The organism is Amycolatopsis sp. NPDC058278 (assembly GCF_042881395.1).
Lineage (GTDB): Bacteria > Actinomycetota > Actinomycetes > Mycobacteriales > Pseudonocardiaceae > Amycolatopsis.
The window spans coordinates 1-15,351 of sequence record NZ_JBHVXZ010000008.1; the positions used below are offsets into that span (position 1 = coordinate 1).

15 protein-coding genes are annotated in these 15,351 nt (G+C 73.9%); 7 read left to right on the plus strand and 8 right to left on the minus strand.

All coding sequences use genetic code 11. The features are described from left to right. Positions 1–470 precede the first annotated feature (470 nt). Positions 471–1,538, minus strand: coding sequence for a methyltransferase (locus ACFVYA_RS05785; RefSeq protein WP_387042855.1), 1,068 nt, complete (start codon positions 1,536–1,538; stop codon positions 471–473). A 171-nt stretch (positions 1,539–1,709) separates the two neighbouring features. On the opposite strand from ACFVYA_RS05785, the gene ACFVYA_RS05790 reads away from it, so the two are divergent. Genes ACFVYA_RS05790 through ACFVYA_RS05800 form a run of 3 tightly spaced genes read left to right on the plus strand, consistent with a single transcriptional unit; the run spans position 1,710 to position 4,584 of the window. Next, positions 1,710–2,837 carry a hypothetical protein gene (locus ACFVYA_RS05790; RefSeq protein ID WP_387042857.1) on the plus strand — a complete coding sequence of 376 codons (1,128 nt, stop codon included), beginning with the start codon at positions 1,710–1,712 and terminating at the stop codon, positions 2,835–2,837. Then, the gene (locus ACFVYA_RS05795; RefSeq protein ID WP_285988703.1) at positions 2,834–3,745 is read left to right on the plus strand and encodes an ABC transporter ATP-binding protein; all 912 of its coding nucleotides are present in this window, start codon (positions 2,834–2,836) and stop codon (positions 3,743–3,745) included. Before ACFVYA_RS05790 ends, ACFVYA_RS05795 begins: the two co-directional genes overlap by 4 nt. Further along, positions 3,742–4,584, plus strand: a complete 843-nt coding sequence (locus ACFVYA_RS05800; protein WP_387042859.1) for an ABC transporter permease — start codon at positions 3,742–3,744, stop codon at positions 4,582–4,584. The genes ACFVYA_RS05795 and ACFVYA_RS05800 overlap by 4 nt, the downstream gene beginning before the upstream one ends. On the opposite strand, the gene ACFVYA_RS05805 is transcribed toward ACFVYA_RS05800, so the two are convergent. Then, positions 4,574–5,380, minus strand: coding sequence for a lipase family alpha/beta hydrolase (locus ACFVYA_RS05805; RefSeq protein WP_387042861.1), 807 nt, complete (start codon positions 5,378–5,380; stop codon positions 4,574–4,576). The genes ACFVYA_RS05800 and ACFVYA_RS05805 overlap by 11 nt on opposite strands. A 191-nt stretch (positions 5,381–5,571) precedes the next feature. Continuing rightward, on the minus strand, positions 5,572–8,181 hold the full coding sequence (locus tag ACFVYA_RS05810; protein ID WP_387042862.1) for a CHAT domain-containing protein: 2,610 nt from the start codon (positions 8,179–8,181) through the stop codon (positions 5,572–5,574). 99 nt (positions 8,182–8,280) lie between these two features. Between ACFVYA_RS05810 and ACFVYA_RS05815 the strand changes: the two genes are divergently transcribed. Further along, positions 8,281–9,456 (plus strand): S8 family serine peptidase, encoded by a 1,176-nt coding sequence (locus ACFVYA_RS05815; RefSeq protein WP_387042864.1) that lies wholly within the window; start codon positions 8,281–8,283, stop codon positions 9,454–9,456. On the opposite strand, the gene ACFVYA_RS05820 is transcribed toward ACFVYA_RS05815, so the two are convergent. Together ACFVYA_RS05820 and ACFVYA_RS05825 are read right to left on the minus strand one after the other, a co-directional pair. Beyond that, a complete protein-coding gene (locus tag ACFVYA_RS05820; RefSeq protein ID WP_387042865.1) occupies positions 9,453–9,905 on the minus strand; it encodes a hypothetical protein in 453 nt (150 codons plus the stop codon). The two genes, ACFVYA_RS05815 and ACFVYA_RS05820, sit on opposite strands and share 4 nt — an antisense overlap. Continuing rightward, complete coding sequence (locus ACFVYA_RS05825; RefSeq protein WP_387042866.1) at positions 9,902–10,462, minus strand: RNA polymerase sigma factor; 561 nt, start codon at positions 10,460–10,462, stop codon at positions 9,902–9,904. Before ACFVYA_RS05825 ends, ACFVYA_RS05820 begins: the two co-directional genes overlap by 4 nt. A gap of 265 nt (positions 10,463–10,727) precedes the next feature. Here ACFVYA_RS05825 and ACFVYA_RS05830 point away from each other — a divergent pair, with 265 nt between their 5' ends. Continuing rightward, complete coding sequence (locus ACFVYA_RS05830) at positions 10,728–10,889, plus strand: hypothetical protein (protein WP_387042868.1); 162 nt, start codon at positions 10,728–10,730, stop codon at positions 10,887–10,889. Here the strand turns inward: ACFVYA_RS05830 and ACFVYA_RS05835 are convergent. Next, the gene (locus ACFVYA_RS05835; protein ID WP_387042870.1) at positions 10,886–12,070 is read right to left on the minus strand and encodes a glycoside hydrolase family 64 protein; all 1,185 of its coding nucleotides are present in this window, start codon (positions 12,068–12,070) and stop codon (positions 10,886–10,888) included. The two genes, ACFVYA_RS05830 and ACFVYA_RS05835, sit on opposite strands and share 4 nt — an antisense overlap. A gap of 37 nt (positions 12,071–12,107) precedes the next feature. Beyond that, positions 12,108–13,022 carry an EamA family transporter gene (locus tag ACFVYA_RS05840; protein WP_387042872.1) on the minus strand — a complete coding sequence of 305 codons (915 nt, stop codon included), beginning with the start codon at positions 13,020–13,022 and terminating at the stop codon, positions 12,108–12,110. A gap of 76 nt (positions 13,023–13,098) precedes the next feature. On the opposite strand from ACFVYA_RS05840, the gene ACFVYA_RS05845 reads away from it, so the two are divergent. Continuing rightward, positions 13,099–13,596, plus strand: a complete 498-nt coding sequence (locus ACFVYA_RS05845; RefSeq protein ID WP_285988713.1) for a MarR family winged helix-turn-helix transcriptional regulator — start codon at positions 13,099–13,101, stop codon at positions 13,594–13,596. Here the strand turns inward: ACFVYA_RS05845 and ACFVYA_RS05850 are convergent. Next, on the minus strand, positions 13,593–14,537 hold the full coding sequence (locus tag ACFVYA_RS05850) for an MBL fold metallo-hydrolase (RefSeq protein WP_387042874.1): 945 nt from the start codon (positions 14,535–14,537) through the stop codon (positions 13,593–13,595). The genes ACFVYA_RS05845 and ACFVYA_RS05850 overlap by 4 nt on opposite strands. A gap of 337 nt (positions 14,538–14,874) precedes the next feature. On the opposite strand from ACFVYA_RS05850, the gene ACFVYA_RS05855 reads away from it, so the two are divergent. Then, positions 14,875–15,351: a PTS sugar transporter subunit IIB gene (locus ACFVYA_RS05855; protein ID WP_387042876.1), complete on the plus strand. Its 477-nt coding sequence runs from the start codon at positions 14,875–14,877 to the stop codon at positions 15,349–15,351.

The following is a 15,351-nucleotide window of genomic DNA, read 5'->3' on the forward strand; positions in this document are numbered from 1 at the left end:
GGCTCAAAGTGATAGGCCTCGATCAGGCGACGGGATGACCACCGCGCGGCCCACCTCGAGAAAGCGAGGGGGCAGCGGCGAGGGGTGGCCATCCCAGAGCCTGCCGGTCCGGCGAGGACAGCTGTTGTTCTATGGCGTTCGTTGACCGCGGCGGAGCGGCAGGGGAGGTCTGGTGACGTCGTTGGTCGGCTTGCGCTGCCGGCCGCCGGTCTCCGGTGACCTTCAGCCAGCCGCCCGCCGCGCCCGGCCCGCCGCGCCCGGCCCGCCGCGCCCGGCCCGCCGTGCCCACCCGGGCCCGGCTAGCGCCGGCGCCACTGACCCGGACCCGGCTTGCTCGCCGCCACCCGCCCCGTCCGGGCCCGGTCGCGTTACCCCCGCCGCCGGGCTGTGTCGAGGAGTTCGCCGCGTGTGCGGGCAGCGAGGCTGTCTCCGGCCACGACCTCCCGGAGGCCCGGAAGCCCCCAAGTCCACTATGGACTGAGCCGCCAAAGCGATGTGACTTCGGCGGCGCGAGCCCGGTGCAGCGGGTCGGTGGAGTCGAGCGCGCGCGGATGACGCGGTGTCGCTTCGGTGCGGTCCACGACCCGCAGCCCCGCCGCCGCGATCCAGCCGAGGAGCTCGGCGCGCGTGCGCAAACCCAGGTGCTCGGCGAGGTCCGAGAGCACCAGCCATGCCTCGCCGTGCGGGGTCAGGTGGCGGCGGGCCCGGTCGAGGAAGCCGCGCAGCATTCGGCTGCCCGGGTCGTACACCGCGTGGTCGAGCGGTCCGCGCGGGCGGCCCGGCAGCCACGGTGGGTTGGCCACCACCAGTGGTGCCCGGCCGCGGGGGAACAGGTCGGCCGGCACCACTTCGGTGCGGCCGGCGAAGCCGAGCCGGGCCAGGTTGTCGGTGGCGCACGCGATGGCCCGGGGGTCGGTGTCCGTCGCCACCACCCGCGCCACCCCGCGGTGGGCGAGGACGGCGGTGAGCACGCCGGTGCCGGTGCCGATGTCGAACGCCAGGTCCGTGCCCGGCAACGGCGCCTCCGCGACCAGGTCGACGTACTCCTGCCGCACCGGCGCGAACACGCCGTAGTGGGGGTGGATCCGCGCCCCGAGCGCCGGGACGGCGACACCGCGGCGGCGCCATTCCGCCGCGCCGAGGACGCCGAGCAGCTCCCGCAGCGGCACCGCCGCGGCGGTGTCCAGGGGGCCGTAGACCGCGGTGCACGCCGCGCGCACGTCCGGCGCCCGGCGCAGCGGGACGACGTGCCCGGGGTCCAGCGGGACGTACAGCAGGGAGAGCAGCCGCGCCCGGCGGGCCCGGTCCGCGCGGTAGCGGGGGTAGTCGTCGGGCGGGGGCGGCGGGATCCGCCGGTTCACGGCGTCGAGCAGGTGCCGCGCGGCGGGGTAGCTGCCGCGCCAGAGCAGGGCGGTGCCGGTGGACATCGAGCGGAGGGCGGCGTCGGCGGACAGCCGGTCGTCGGCGGCGGCCGCATGCCGCGTGGGTGGTGAGAAGAGCCGGCGATCGGGTTCGCCGGGCAGGACGAGACGAGCCACGGTAAGGGGGTTTCCGTTCTTGCTGCGGGCACGACGAAGCACCCGCGAGAGGTGCGGGGTGTGCGAAGGACCGGAGCGGGAACTAGCTCAGGACAGCAGCATGAACGGGAGTCACTCTTCGAGCCTAGGGCCTGGGGCGATGGCGTACAAAGGATGAAGAGGTGATGCCGGATGACGCCCTCGGTGGTGCGGCACGAGAAGCGGCGCCGGTGGGCGGTCGTCGCCGCCGTGGCCGCTGTGCTCGTTTCCGCGCCGTCGGTCGTCGCCGCGCTTGCCCCGGCCGGCGCTGCGGCCGATCCGGACCGGCTGCGGGCGCTCGTGCTGGATTCCGCCGGACGGCCGTACCAGGGTTACGCCGAAAGCGCCGGTTCGCTCGCGCTGCCGGAGCTGCCGAACCTCGCCGCCGTGACCGCGCTCTTCTCGATGCGGACGCCGATGCGCGCCTGGTACGCCGGGCCCGACCGGTACCGCGTCGACATCCTCGGCACCGCCGGCGAGCACGACGTCTACCGGCTGCCCGACGGCGAATACACCTGGGACTACGGCGACAACACGTTGACCGAGCTGATCGGCGAGCCCGGCCTGCGGCTGCCGCGGGCCGGTGACCTGCTGCCGCCCGAGCTCGCGCGGCGGATCCTGGGCGCGGCGAAGGGCGACCCGGTGAGCGCGCTGCCGGGGCGGAACGTCGCCGGGGTCGCCGCGTCCGGCCTGCGGCTCGTCCCCGCCGATCCGGACACGACCGTCGGGCGGGTCGACGTCTGGGCGGACCCGGCGACCGGGGTGGCGGTGCGCGTCGAGGTGACCGCGCGCGGGCAGGAGGCCCCGATCCTGGTGACCGAGTTCCAGCAGCTCGAACAGACGACGCCGGTCGTCGAGGCACCGCGGCCGGCGCTCGGGTCCGGGTTCGGCGTGACGAGCGCGCCGGACGTCGCCGACACGCTCGGCGCGTTCGGCCAGGTGCCGCTGCCGTCCTCGCTGGCCGGGCGCCCCGCGGTGTCGTCGAACTTCGGGGGCTTGCAGGGCGCCGCGCTCTACGGCCGGGGGCTGGCCGCCTTCGCCGTGATCGCCGTGCCGCGCACGGTGGCCAACGCGGCGGGCGACGCCGCCGGGAAGGCCGGTGCGGTGCAGGTCAAGCTGGCCGCGGGGAGCGTCGTGCAGCTGTCGATCACGCCGCTGTCCCTGGGCATCGTGCGGTCGTCGGTGTCCCGGCGCTCCTACCTGCTGGCCGGGACGGTGACACCGGAGGTGCTGAAGTCCGTGGCCGACGAGCTGTCCCGGCTGCGCCGGAGCGGCCCGTGATCGTCACGCGCGCGCTGACCAAGCGCTACGGCCGCACGGTGGCCGTCGACGCGGTCGACCTCGAAGTCCGCGAAGGCGACCGCTACGGCTTCCTCGGCCCGAACGGCTCGGGCAAGACCACCACGGTCCGGATGCTGCTGGGCCTGGTCTACGCGACCGCCGGGGAGATCGAGGTGCTCGGGAAACCGGTGCCGAAGCGGGTCGCCGAGGTACTGCCGGACGTCGGTGCGCTCGTCGAGGGCCCGGCCGCGTACCCGCACCTGTCCGGGCGCCGGAACCTGGCGCTGCTCGACGCCGCCGGCCGCGGAGGAGGGCGGCGCACGCGACGCCGTCGCATCGACGAAGCCCTCGAACAGGTCGGGCTGGCCGGGGTCGACCAGCGGCCGGTGAAGGCGTACTCGCTCGGCATGCGGCAACGGCTCGGGCTCGCCGGCGCGCTGCTGCGGCGGCCCCGGCTGCTGATCCTCGACGAGCCGACCAACGGGCTCGACCCGCAGGGCATCAAGGAGATCCGCGAGCTGCTGGTCGAGCTGAACGCGGGCGGCACCACGGTGTTCCTGTCCAGCCACCTGCTGGCCGAGGTCGAGCAGCTGTGCACGCGCGTCGGCGTCGTCGACCGCGGCCGGCTCGTGCTGGAAGAGGACCTGGCCACGCTGCGGGCGGCCACCGGCCGGATCCTGGTCGGCACGCCGGACGCCGCCGCGGCGGCCGCGGTCCTGGACGGCCAGCTCGAAGCCCGTGACGGCGACCGGCTGGTCATCCGGCACGGCGATCCGGCGGCGCTGAACGCGCTGCTCGTCGAGGCGGGAGTGCGCGTGACGTCGATCCACGCCGAACAGCGGACGCTGGAACAGGTCGTCCTCGACGTGACGGGTCCGGGCTCGGACCGGTTCGGGGCGGCGGGGTGATCGGCGTCGAACTGCGGAAGCTCGCGCTGCGGCCGCGGGTGTGGTTCAGCGTGGTGCTGCTGTGCCTGCTGCCCGCGATCGTCGGCGTCTTCCTGGCCACGGCCGACTTCGCGCCGCCGCCGGGGCAGGGCGGGGCGTTCCTCTCGGCGGTGGTGAACGACGGCGCGCTGTACCCGGCCGCCGCGCTCGCGCTGGTGCTGCCGCTGTTCCTGCCGATCGCGGTCGCCGTCACCGCGGGCGACGCGATCGCGGGCGAGGCGGCCACCGGCACCCTGCGCTACCTGCTGGTGCGCCCGGTCGGCCGGACGAGGTTGCTGGGCGCCAAGATGGTCGCGCTGGCCGTGTACGTCACCGCGGCGATCGTCATCGTCGTGCTGACCTCGCTGGTGCTCGGGGTGATCCTGTTCGGCACCGGCGGCAACCCGGGCGTCGCGGGGCCGGGCGGGCAGCCGACCGGCGTGACGTCGTTGTCGGGGCAGTCGCTCAGCTCGTCCGCGCTGGGCCTGCGGCTGCTGGGCGCGGTGACCTACATCGTCGTGTCGATGCTCGGGTTCGCGGCGATCACCGTCTTCCTCTCGACGGTGTCGGACTCGGCGCTGGGGGCCGCGCTGGGCGGGCTGGCCGTGCTCATCACGAGCACGGTGCTGGAGACCCTGGACGCCGCCGCGTCCGTGCGGCCCTACCTGCCGACGCACTACTGGCTGTCCTGGATCGACTTCTTCCGCGATCCGGTGCTGTGGCGCAACATCGACCACGGGCTGCTGCTGCAGGCCGGCTACATCGTGGTGTTCTTCGGGGCCGCGTGGGCGAACTTCGCGACGAAGGACGTCACGAGCTGAGGCAGTCGGTGGGCGCTTCGAGCGGGGTGGTGCCGAGGGCCTGCAGGACGATCTCGGTGACGGCGGGGTCGGTGGGCAGGTCGCCGTGGCCGGCCGGGTTGCCGGGGCAGACCTGCTGCAGCGAAACGTTGACGGCGCCGTCGAGCCGGGCGGAGTCCGGCGGGGTCACCGTCTCGTCGAGGTCGGTCCAGAGCGACAGCCACGGCAGGCCCGGCGGGAGCGGCTGCTTGGCCAGCTCCTGCAGGAGGCTGCTGCCCGGGGCCAGCTGGACGCACGCGGCAGGACACCCGCCCGGGACCAGCGCGCCACCCGCCGTGGCCAGGCCGGTGCCGTGCATCGGCGCGCCGAGCGTCACGACCCGGCGGGCCTGGTGGTCGCCGCCCTCGCGGTCGACCCACAGCCGCGCGACGACCCCGCCGGCGGAGTACCCGACGACGTCGACCGAAGGCGCGCCTTGTTCGTAAGCCTTTTCGACGGCTTCGGCGAGGACGCCGGCCTGTTCGACGAGGTCGCCGGTGCCGTCGCCGGCCAGGGTGAGCACCTCGGCGGACCGGCCGGTGGCCTGCCGGATCCGCTCGGCGAGGGTCTCCAGCGCACCTCGCCCGCCGCCGTAGCCGGGGACGAGCAGCACCGGGCCGGGCTTGTTCTGGTCCGGCGTCCCGGCGTCGGGCGCGGCTTTCGCCCCCGAGGTGGCGACCACGGTGGCGACGACCACGGCCACCACGGCGACGGCGACACCGCTCAGCATCAGCCGCCGCCGCGGGCTGAGCCCACTCCACCAAGCCGTGATCCGCACCGCTCCATGATGACCCGGTCCGCGCTGGGCGGGCGTGACGGAAGCCGGATCTCGCGTGATGGAGCCCGTAACTCGCGTGATCGGGCCCGTAACTCGCGTGATCGAGGCCGTAACTCGCGAGTTCCGGCCTCAATCACGCGAGTTCCGGCTTCAATCACGTGGGGTACGGGCGGGATCACGCGGGATCCGGGTCAGCCGGCGCCGTAGCAGACGTAACTGGCGGCGGCGGGGGAGTCCGGGAGCTCCGACTGGGCCTGGGCCAGGGCGGCCGCCGGGGTGTGGCCCGCCGCGAGGTGGCGGTGGTGGCGGAGCATCAGGGCGCGGCCGGCGTCGTCGGGGATCGGGAGGACCGTGGCCACCAGGCTCGTCGTGCCCAGCGCCAGCAGGGCCGAGGCCAGGCCCAGCAGCTCGTCGCCCGCGTGGATCGCCGAGCGGCCCGAGTCGCAGCCCGACAGCACGACCTGGCGCGGCGGGCGGGCCAGCCGTTCCAGGTCGTACACCGTCAGCGGACCGTCGGCGAGCCGGAGCGACGAAAACAGCGGGTTGTCCGTGCGGAACACCCCGTGCGCCGCGAGGTGGCCGAGCGCGGCGCCGTCGAGCGCGGCGAGCACCGGCTCGACCCGCGCGGTGCGGCCGGTGAACCGCCGGGCGCCCGGGTAGCGGCGGGCCAGCGCGGCGGCCTCCGCGGCGGCGTGCGGCAGCCCGGGACCGGCCACGAGGACGTGGTCCCCGCCCTCGCCGCGCGGGGCGGTCGTCGCGCGGTGCCACAGCGCCGCCGACGGCGCCAGCGACACCGGACGGCCACGGCTGCCCGGCAGCGCCGGCCACGGCAGCTCGTGCAGCCGCCCGGTCGGCACGATCACCAGCGGGCCGTCGTCCAGCGGGAGCGGGGCCAGCAGAAGGTCGTCGAGGCGGCGGGCCGTCCGCTCGGCGAGCCCGGCGAACGAACCGAGGCCGAACGCGCGGCGCCGCAGCGCGAACCGCAGCTCGTCCAGGCGCTCCGCGGCCTCGGCCGCCGAGCCCAGCTCGCACCGCCGCAGCCGGCCGCCGCCGAGGACGAGCGCCGTCAGCCGCCCGTCCAGCTCAACGTACTCCACCAGCGTGGCCGGGCCCAGCGCCGCGGCGAGCTCCGCGCGCGACGGGATGCGAGTGTCCGAAGCAACTGTGGTCGAAGCAAGAGTGGTCGAAGCAAGAGTGCCGGAGGCGTGCCGGGCGCGGTCGCGCACCGCCTTCTCGAGCCGGGCTTGCCGGCGCAGCAGGGCCGGCGCCTGGCCGGTGCCCGCGGCGAGGTCGACGGCGGTCTGGCGCAGCGCGGCGAGGTCCGCGGCCAAGCCCTCGTCGTCCGGCGGCCGTGCGGGCCGCAGCCGCAACGCACCGGCGTGCCGCTGTTCCGCCCACCGCAGCACGGCCTCCGGGTGGCCCGCTTCGACGGCGAGCCGCAACCCCAGCCCGGTCAGCTCGCTCGCGTGGCCGGACGCGTGGGCGCGCAGCTCGCTCGCCCCCAGTCCGGCCCGGAACCGGCCGATCACCCGGACGCCGGCGCGCACCGCCGCGTCCGCGCCCCGGCGGTCGCCGTGGACCAGCCGCAGCAACGCCGTCGCGTGCCAGGCACGGGCCCGCAGCTCGGCCGGGCCGTCGCGCCCGGCCCGGCCGACGACCGTCAGCTCGGCCTCCGCGACGGCCGGACGGCCCAGCGCCAGCGCCAGCGACGCGACGATCAGCCGCGCGTCCAGGGCCGGGACCACCCAGCCCGCGTCGGCCAGCGCCGCCACCGTGCGCTGTCCGGACCGGAGCATCGCCGTCGTCCGGTGCCCGCTGTCGCGCCGGGCCCGCAGCGCCAGGTAACCGCCGAGCGCGGCCCAGCCCGGCCGGTGCTGGCGGGCCGCGGACCGCCGCGCCAGCGTGGCTTCACGCAACGCCGTTTCCGGGTCGTCGTCCAGCAGCGCGACCTTCGCCAGCAGCAGCCGCGCCTGGACGAGGTCGACGGCGTTGCGCCGGCGTCGGTAGTCGGCGACGGCAGCCGTGGCGGCTTCGCGCGCTTCGGCGATCAGGCGGACGGAGAGCAGCGTTTCGGCGCGTTCGATCGGCAGCAGGCCCTGGTCGGTTCCGGCTTCTTCGTAGCGCGACGCGGCTTCGTCGTACGCGGCGAGCGCGGCCGGGACGTCGCCGCGGACGGTGGCGGCGAGCCCGCGGTTCTGCCACACCATCGCCGTCCGGCCGAGGTGGCCGGTCGCGGTGAACCCGTGCTCGGCCCGGCGCAGGTCCTCCTCGGCACCCCGCCAGTCGCCGAGCCGGGCCAGCACGATGCTGCGGTTCGTGCGGACGGTGGCCTCGATCAGGGCGTCCCCGCCCGCCGCCCGCAGCGTCTCGAGCGCGGCCGCGAACTCCGCGGCGGCGGCACCGAACCGGCTGATTTCGGTGAGCACGACGGCCCGCTGCATGCGCAGCCGCGCCGCCGCCGTCCCGGTCAGCTCCGGCATCGCGCGGTCCAGCTCGCGCAGGGCTTCGGCCGTGCGCCCGGTCAGCGTCAGCACGTACCCGAGCACCCCGCGCGTCTGGGCGGCCCGCTCGCGGAGGCCGGCGCCGTCGGCCAGCCGGACGGCTGCTCGCAGCCGGGTCTCGGCGTCGGTGAGGCGGCCGGTGGCCACCCCGGCGAGGCCGAGGGCGTGCTCGGCGACCGCGGCGGTCTCGGCGTGGCCGTCCGCTTCCGCGAGCGCGGCCCCGGCCAGTGCCCGCGCACGGACCGGCGCGGTGAACGCCAGGTCCGCCGCCGCGACGGCCTTGGCCAGTGCCCCGGTCATCGCCGCTTGTGCCCGCTCCGGCCGGTGTGTATCGATGGGAGGGGTTCGCGGATCGGGTTACCGACCCGTTCACTCATGACCGGTCCCGGAGGGGGACACATGACCCGATATCGCCATCGAGCCGGCGAGCTGCTGGTCCATGCCGACGATTCTGCCGCGATCCACGCCGAACTGGCAGGGTTCGGCTATCACCCGGACGGGGGCGCCGGCCCGCTGTGCCGCTTCACCGGCACCCGCCCGGTCCCGGAGGTGCTCGCCGCCCTGCGCGGCCACGCCGCGAGCCCGAACCACCTCTTCGGGCTGGACCGCATCATCTGGGCGGAACCCGGCCTGCGCCCGAAGCCGACCACCAACGAACTGGCTCCGTTGCCCGACTCCGATGCGCCCCCGACAGTCGGGGTGATCGACACCGGCATCCTGCTGTACCAGGGCGAGCCGCACTCGTACCTCGGCCACCGGGTGGTGTACGACCAGGAGGACACCGTCCGCCCGGAACGCGACGAAGACGGGAATCCGATCGGCACGGCCGCGCACGGAACCTTCGTCGCCGGGGTGGTGCTGAAGCAGGTGCCGCCCAAGGTCCGCGTCCGCATGAAGGGCGTGGTCGACAAGTCGGACGGTGCGGCCGAAGACCTGGCGGTCGCCAATGCCATCGACGAACTGCGCGAAGAGGGCATCACCCTGATCAACCTGTCCTTCTCCGGCGCGACCTGGGAGGACGAACCGCCGAAGGCCATCGAGGCGGCCCTGCGCAGGTTGCCCGCGGACGCGGTCGTGGTCGCGTCCGCCGGGAACCGGTCCAGCCGGCGCCGGGTCTACCCGGCCGCGATCATGCTCGAGGACACCCCCGGCAGGCCCCGAGACTCCCACGCCCGGGTGATCGCGGTGGGCGCGGCCGACCCGACGAAGGATCCGGCCAGGCCGCGGGTGGCCGACTTCAGCAACTACGGTCCCTGGGTTTCGGCCTACGCCGACGGTGTCGACGTGCTCGGCCCGTACTTCCGGCCCGGGTACCCGACGCAGCCTGCCGGCGCATTGCCGCAGTACAACGGTTTTGCCGCCTGGAGTGGAACCTCGTTCTCGGCGGCGATCGTCACGGGGAGGATCGCGGCGAGGATGGCCGGGGACGTCTCGGCGCGGGCGGCCGCCGATCTGGTGGTCCGCCTGCCGGAGGCCGGCCGCGAAGATTCGCCCGTGGTGCAGCTTTGGGACGTGAACGGTGCTCAGCGTGTCCCGTTCGTGCAGGGTCGGCTGATCGAACCGGGTGTGGGTTAGAGGCTCGCCCAGCCGGTGGTGACCGCCGTGCCGTCCGCGGCGGTCACCGTCACCCGGGTCGCTCCGCGTTGGAGCCCCGTCGCCGTGAACCAGCCCTCCGCGCCGATCGGGCTCGTGCGCCGCTCGCCCGCCACCTCGATCACCGCGTCGCCCGTCGCGCCGGTGATCAGGCCGCGCAGCGAAACCCGGCCGCCCGCGTATTCCACCTGCAGCTCCACCGACACGCGCGGCGACTCGAACGACAGCAGCCGGACGTCGTCGCCCGCCGCGCGGACCGTGCCGGCTTCCGCCAGGTCCGAGTCGAAGGCCAGGTCCGCCAGCTCGGCGTCCAGGTCCCGGGTGGTCAGTGCCGCGCGGGCTTGGCGCAGCACGAGGTCCGGCACCGGGTCCGCCTCCGCCGCGGCCGCGGCCGCGCGCAGGAGGTCCATGAGCTCGTCGTCGGTGGTCATGTCCGGTCCTCCGTTCCGAGCCCGGCCTGGCCGGCCCGTTCGCGCAGCCGGCCCAGGCAGCGCTGCCGGGTCGGGCCGATGCTGCCGACCGGCATGTCGAGGGCGTCCGCGACCTCCGCGTACGACGGCGGTGGCGTCGCCATGAGCACGCGCAGCAGCCGACGGCACTGGTCGGACAGCTTGTCGAGCGCGCGCCAGAGCGCGGCGTCGCGCTCGCCCAGCAGCAGGGCCGCGTCGACGGCCGGGCCGGACGCCGGTTCGCTCTGCCAGACCTGGTCGTCGGCCGGGCGCTCCCGGTCGGTGCGGCGGAGCTGGCGCAGGCACTCGTGCCGGGTGGTGGTGGCCAGCCAGCCGGGCAGCCGCTCCGGTTCCTTGATCCGGCCGAGGTTTTCGACGAGCTTCAGCCAGGTCGTCTGGACGACGTCGGCCGCGTCGGCGTCGGAGAGCCGGTGGGCGCGGGCGATCGACCAGAGCAGGCTGGCGAACCGGTCGACCAGGGCGTCCCACGCTGCCTGGTCGCCGCGCGCGGCCGCTTCGAGCAGGGTCGTGGTGTCCACTTCACCTCCGCTTGACCCGCTCAGCCTAGCCAACAGCAGCCCTTCGGACCCGTACGCCATCGGGGGACTCCTTCGCGTCTTCCTCCCGCTCATCCGATCCGGTGAGAGCACCGGAAATACCTGAACCGGCTTCGTGGCGGCCCTCGTGTGCGTGGTGGGAGCGGTGGAGACGGATCGGGGTGAGCCGGTCGTGCGCATGCGGCTTTTCGGGGGTTCCGGGTGGCGGAGCCCCCGGCCTGGGGCGAAGCCCCGGATGTTGCTGCGGGTGTTGCTCGTTGTGCCGGTGCTCGTGCTGGAACTGGTCGCCTGCGGGCAGCCGGTGGTGGAGGTGAAGGGCCGGGCGCAGCCGGTGCCGGCGAGCACCGGCGCACCCCCGTGCGATTTGCTCGGGGACACGCCGGTGGCACCGCTGTTCGCCAGGCTCTAGTCGAACGGATCCAGCGTCAGGTAGGCCGTCGCCGGGTTGCCGTCGTTGACCAGGGATTCGTAGTGGCCGACGTCGTCGAACGCGAAGGCGTACGCCTTGCCGTCGGCCATCTGCGCGTGGATCTTGCGCGCGTAGTGGTTGGTGACCGCGTCCTGGTAGAAGCCCGCCGGGCTCGTGTCCGGCTGGTTCGCGTTGGTCAGCAGCGTCGAGCGGTTGAAGCCCGCGCAGAGCGTGCGCGAGATCCGGCCGCGGACGTCGTTCGGCGCGTCGAGGTTCTTGTAGCAGCCGAAGACGCTGTCGGAGTCCGGTTTCTGGAACGCCGTCACGAACCCCCCGGACGTGTTCGTGAAGTTCATGGTGCTGCCGGAAACGCGGCCGTAGTACTTCACGTTCGGCTGGTCCGCCACCGGTGTCACGGTCAGCGTCGACGAGCTGTACTTCGTCCAGACGCGGTTGATGTAGTCCTGCAGCACGGTCGCGGGCAGCGCGCCCGCTTCGATGCCGTGGCTCGGGGCCAGCGCGCGCAGGACCGTGCCGTCGGAGCGGGTCCGGACCAGGTTGGCCCAGCCGCCCGGCTGGCCGCGCAGCGCGGTGTAGAAACCGTTGTAGCCGCCCGGTTTCAGGTGCCCGGTGCTCCTCGTGGTGCCGCCCACGGGCTGCACGCCGACCGCGTACGGCGCGGAGAACATGTCCACCTGGGTGCTGTTGATCCAGAGGCCGCCGTCGTTGAGCGTGTACTCCGACCAGTTGAAGAGGATGTCGACGTTCGGGTCGGACGGGTTCTGGATCGCCGGCTGCACCAAGCCGCCGGTGGCGAGCTTGAAGACCAGCTTCTGCCCGTAGGAGAAGTAGATCCGGCCGGAGAACTTCGGGATCCGGATGGTGATCGACTGGCCGTTCGCGGGGCCGGGGATGGCCGCGTCGGGCGCCGGGACCGGCGGCACCGAGCCACCGGGCCAGGCGTGGAACCCGCCGTTCGCGTCGGCCCAGCCCTGCTGGCCGGTGGCCAGGTTGGTGCCGAGGTCGTAGAGGTAGACCGGGTCGCCGCGCCCGGAGTTGTTGGTGATCTTCAAGGGGATCGTCGCCGGCACCGCCTCGGCGGCGGGGGCGGTCGCGGTGGCCACCGCGAGTGCCGCGGCCAGCGCCACAAGCCGTTGCCGGACGGACGTCTTCGTGCGCACGGGCGCCTCCTCGTCGAGGCTGATGATCGCAAGTTGTTCAGACCATTTCAGCGTCGGTGGCCCGGTGTGCGGTTGTCAAAGGCTGATGGTTATCAGCCCCCGTCCGGACCAGCGGCCGGCGCTGCGCGGCCACGACGGCGGCCAGCACGATCGCGGCGCCCAGCAGCTGCCACGCCGTCAGCCGCTGGCCGAGCACGAGCCAGCCGAGCAGGGTGGCGACGACCGGGCTCAGCAGCCCGAGGAACGTCACGTGGGTCGCGGACAGCGCACGGATCCCCCGGAACCACAGGGCGTACGCGAACGCGGCCCCGATCAGCGCGAGGTAGGCGTAGCCGGCCAGGTTCGCGCCGGACAGCGACGCGGGCGGAGCGCCTTCGACGGCCAGCGCGACCGGGACGAGCACCAGGCCGGCCGCGACGAGCTGCCAGCCGGTGGTCGCCAGCAGGGGCGCGGGGGACGTCCAGCGCTTGCTCAGCACCACACCGGTGGCCATCACGACCGCCCCGCCGGCCGCGGCGGCGACGCCGATCGCGTCGAGGCGCGCGCCGGCCTGCAGGACCAGCAGGCTGACGCCCGCGACCCCGGCGACACCCGCGAGCACGGTGCGCCGGGTCAGGCGTTCGCCGAGCAGGCCGGTCGACAGGCCGGCGACCAGGAGCGGTTGCAGGGCGCCGAGGGTGGCGGCGACCCCGCCGGGCAGCCGGTAGGCGGCGATGAACAGCAGGGCGAGGAACGCGCCGATGTTCAGCGTCCCGAGCACCAGCGAGCGCCACCACCAGTCGCCCTTCGGCAGGCGGCGGGTGAGCGCGACCAGCAGTAGCCCGGCGGGCAGCGCCCGGATGACGGCGGCGAGCAGCGGCCGGTCGGGCGGCAGGAACTCGGTGGTGACGAGGTAGGTGGTGCCCCAGATGGCCGGGGCCAGTGCGGTGACGAGGACCTGTTTGTTTAGCACTAAGGCAGGTTACCTCAGCACTAAGGTAACTCGCTACTCTTTCACTTAAAGCTAAGGCATCGGTTACGCTGTGCCCATGGCCGACCACGTGGACCGGGTACTGGCGCAATGGCACGCCGAGCGCCCCGACCTCGACGTTTCCCCGATGGCGGTGATCGGCCGGCTGTCCCGGCTGAGCGCACTGGTCGACGCGGAGCTGCGCCGCACGTTCGCCCGCCACGGCCTGGACCGCGCGACCTTCGACGTCCTCGCGACGCTGCGCCGCAGCGGGCCGCCCTACCGGCTGACCCCGACGGAGCTGATGCGGTCGGCGATGGTGACGTCCGGGGCGATCACCCAGCGCTTGGACAAGATGGAGGCGCGGGGCCTGGTGGAGCGCACGCCCAACGAGGCGGACGGCCGCGGGGTGCGCGTGCGGCTGACCGAAGCCGGCGGCGAGCTGATCGACCGCGCGCTGCCCGAGCACGTCGAGACCGAGCACCGGATCCTGGCCGCGTTGGACACCGGCGAGCGCGAAGAGCTGGCCGCGACGCTGCGGACGCTGCTGGAGAGCCTGGGCGGCTCGGGCTCCTAGGAGATCTGCCGGACCGGCTCGCTGCCCAGCAGCAGGTCCAGGTCGATGCGGCCGCCCGCCGCGGCCAGCACGGCGTCGATCGCCAGGTCGACGTCGAGCTTGCGGCCGTGCTGGTCGGCGTAGGCGCGCATCAGGTTCCCGATGTGCCGCTCCGGGTTGCGCCACGACGGCCACCGCATGGACGCCTGCTTCGCCAGCTTCCCGAAGTCGGCCTGGCGCGCGGTCGCCTCCAGCAGCCACTCCAGGTAGACGCGCATGCCGTGGACGGCCGTGTGGCCGGGGTTCGCCACCGGGCCGTGGCCGGGCACCAGGGTGCGCGGGCGGAACGTGTCCTGCAGCCAGTCGAGCGCGTCGAGCCAGCCGGGGATCGAGCCGTGCACCGCCATCGGGGTGTCGCCGATGCCCACCAGGTCGCCGGTGAACAGCGTGCCCGAACGCGGCTCGTGCACCACCAGGTCGCCCGGCGTGTGCGCGACGCCCGGCACGGCCACGACGTCGACGGTCGCGCCGCCCAGGTCCAGCTCGTGCCAGCCGGTCACCGGCCGGACGGCTGCCGGCTCCGGCGGCTCGAGCACGCCCCACTGCGTGTAGGTGAAGACGTTGCCGTAGGTCTGCGGCCCGGCCTTGACCAGTTCCAGGCTGCCGGGAGCGGCCAGCGCGGTGCCGCCGTCACGCAGGGCGACGCCGAGTCCGTTGTGGTGTTCGCCGTGCGCGTGCGTGATGACGACCGTGAGCTCCTGGTCGCCGGCGTACTTGCGGACGTCGCGCAGCAGTTCCAGGGTCGCCTGCTCGGTGCCGCAGGTGTCGATCAGCGCGACGCACTCGGTGCCCTGGATCCAGCCGCTGTTCGCGACGAACCATTCGGCCGGGCTCTTCACGTACGCCACCACTCCCGGCCGCGCGTGCCGGAGCGGGACGATGTTCGATCTGACGGCCGGCATGCTTTCCTCCCCTGGACGGACGATGCGGTTAACGACGGTGACCGGGCCGGGTTGCGCGGATTCTCCCGGAATGTTTCCGGCAATTTCTGTCGGCTGACCGGTCGAGAATTTTTCGGATTCTCCGAAGTGCAAGGTCTTGACAGCCGATCACAACCGTCCATACTGGTATATACCTTTATGGGAGGGTCCGGGAGAAAAACCAGGGGGACTTCGCGCTCGTGGGCCGACGGAAGGTCTGAGGGGTCCTTCCGTCGGCCGCGCGAAGGCCGGTCACCGGCAGTGTTGACACAGATACTGGTACGAACCAGTATGTCTCCTGCCGTCCGGGAGGAGAAACATGACGGGGGCACATCTCCGGATCGACAACCGGCTGATCCACGGTCAGGTCACCGTCGCGTGGACCCGCCGCCTCGGCGTGCGCCGGCTGGTCGTCTGCAACGACGACGTCGCCGCCGACGACCTCCAGCGGATGCTGCTCCCGCAGGCCGCGCGGGGACTGCCCACGGAGGTGCTGTCGGTCGAGGCCACGCTGGCCACCGAAGCCGGCGCGGACGTCATGATCATCGTCAAGCACCCCGGGGACGTCTTCCGCCTCGTCGAGGGCGGGCTGCGGCCCGAGGTCGTCAACGTCGGCAACGTCGCCCCCCGGCCGGGTGATCCCTACACCATGGTCACCCGCTCGATCGCGGTCACCGCGGACGAGGCCGACGCCTACCGCAAGCTCGCCGCCGCGGGCGTCCCGCTGGTCACGCAACTGCTGCCGCAGGACAAGCCCGCCGACTTCGTCTCGCTGCTCGACCGGAAAGGGCTTTAG

Excerpts from the sequence above, each read along its gene's own strand:
- ACFVYA_RS05815 (WP_387042864.1), top strand. The coding sequence starts at position 8,281 with ATGACCCGATATCGCCATCGAGCCGGCGAGCTGCTGGTCCATGCCGAC.
- ACFVYA_RS05855 (WP_387042876.1), top strand. The coding sequence starts at position 14,875 with ATGACGGGGGCACATCTCCGGATCGACAACCGGCTGATCCACGGTCAG.
- ACFVYA_RS05790 (WP_387042857.1), top strand. The coding sequence starts at position 1,710 with ATGACGCCCTCGGTGGTGCGGCACGAGAAGCGGCGCCGGTGGGCGGTC.
- ACFVYA_RS05845 (WP_285988713.1), top strand. The coding sequence starts at position 13,099 with ATGGCCGACCACGTGGACCGGGTACTGGCGCAATGGCACGCCGAGCGC.
- ACFVYA_RS05810 (WP_387042862.1), bottom strand. The coding sequence starts at position 8,181 with ATGACCGGGGCACTGGCCAAGGCCGTCGCGGCGGCGGACCTGGCGTTC.
- ACFVYA_RS05850 (WP_387042874.1), bottom strand. The coding sequence starts at position 14,537 with ATGCCGGCCGTCAGATCGAACATCGTCCCGCTCCGGCACGCGCGGCCG.
- ACFVYA_RS05820 (WP_387042865.1), bottom strand. The coding sequence starts at position 9,905 with ATGACCACCGACGACGAGCTCATGGACCTCCTGCGCGCGGCCGCGGCC.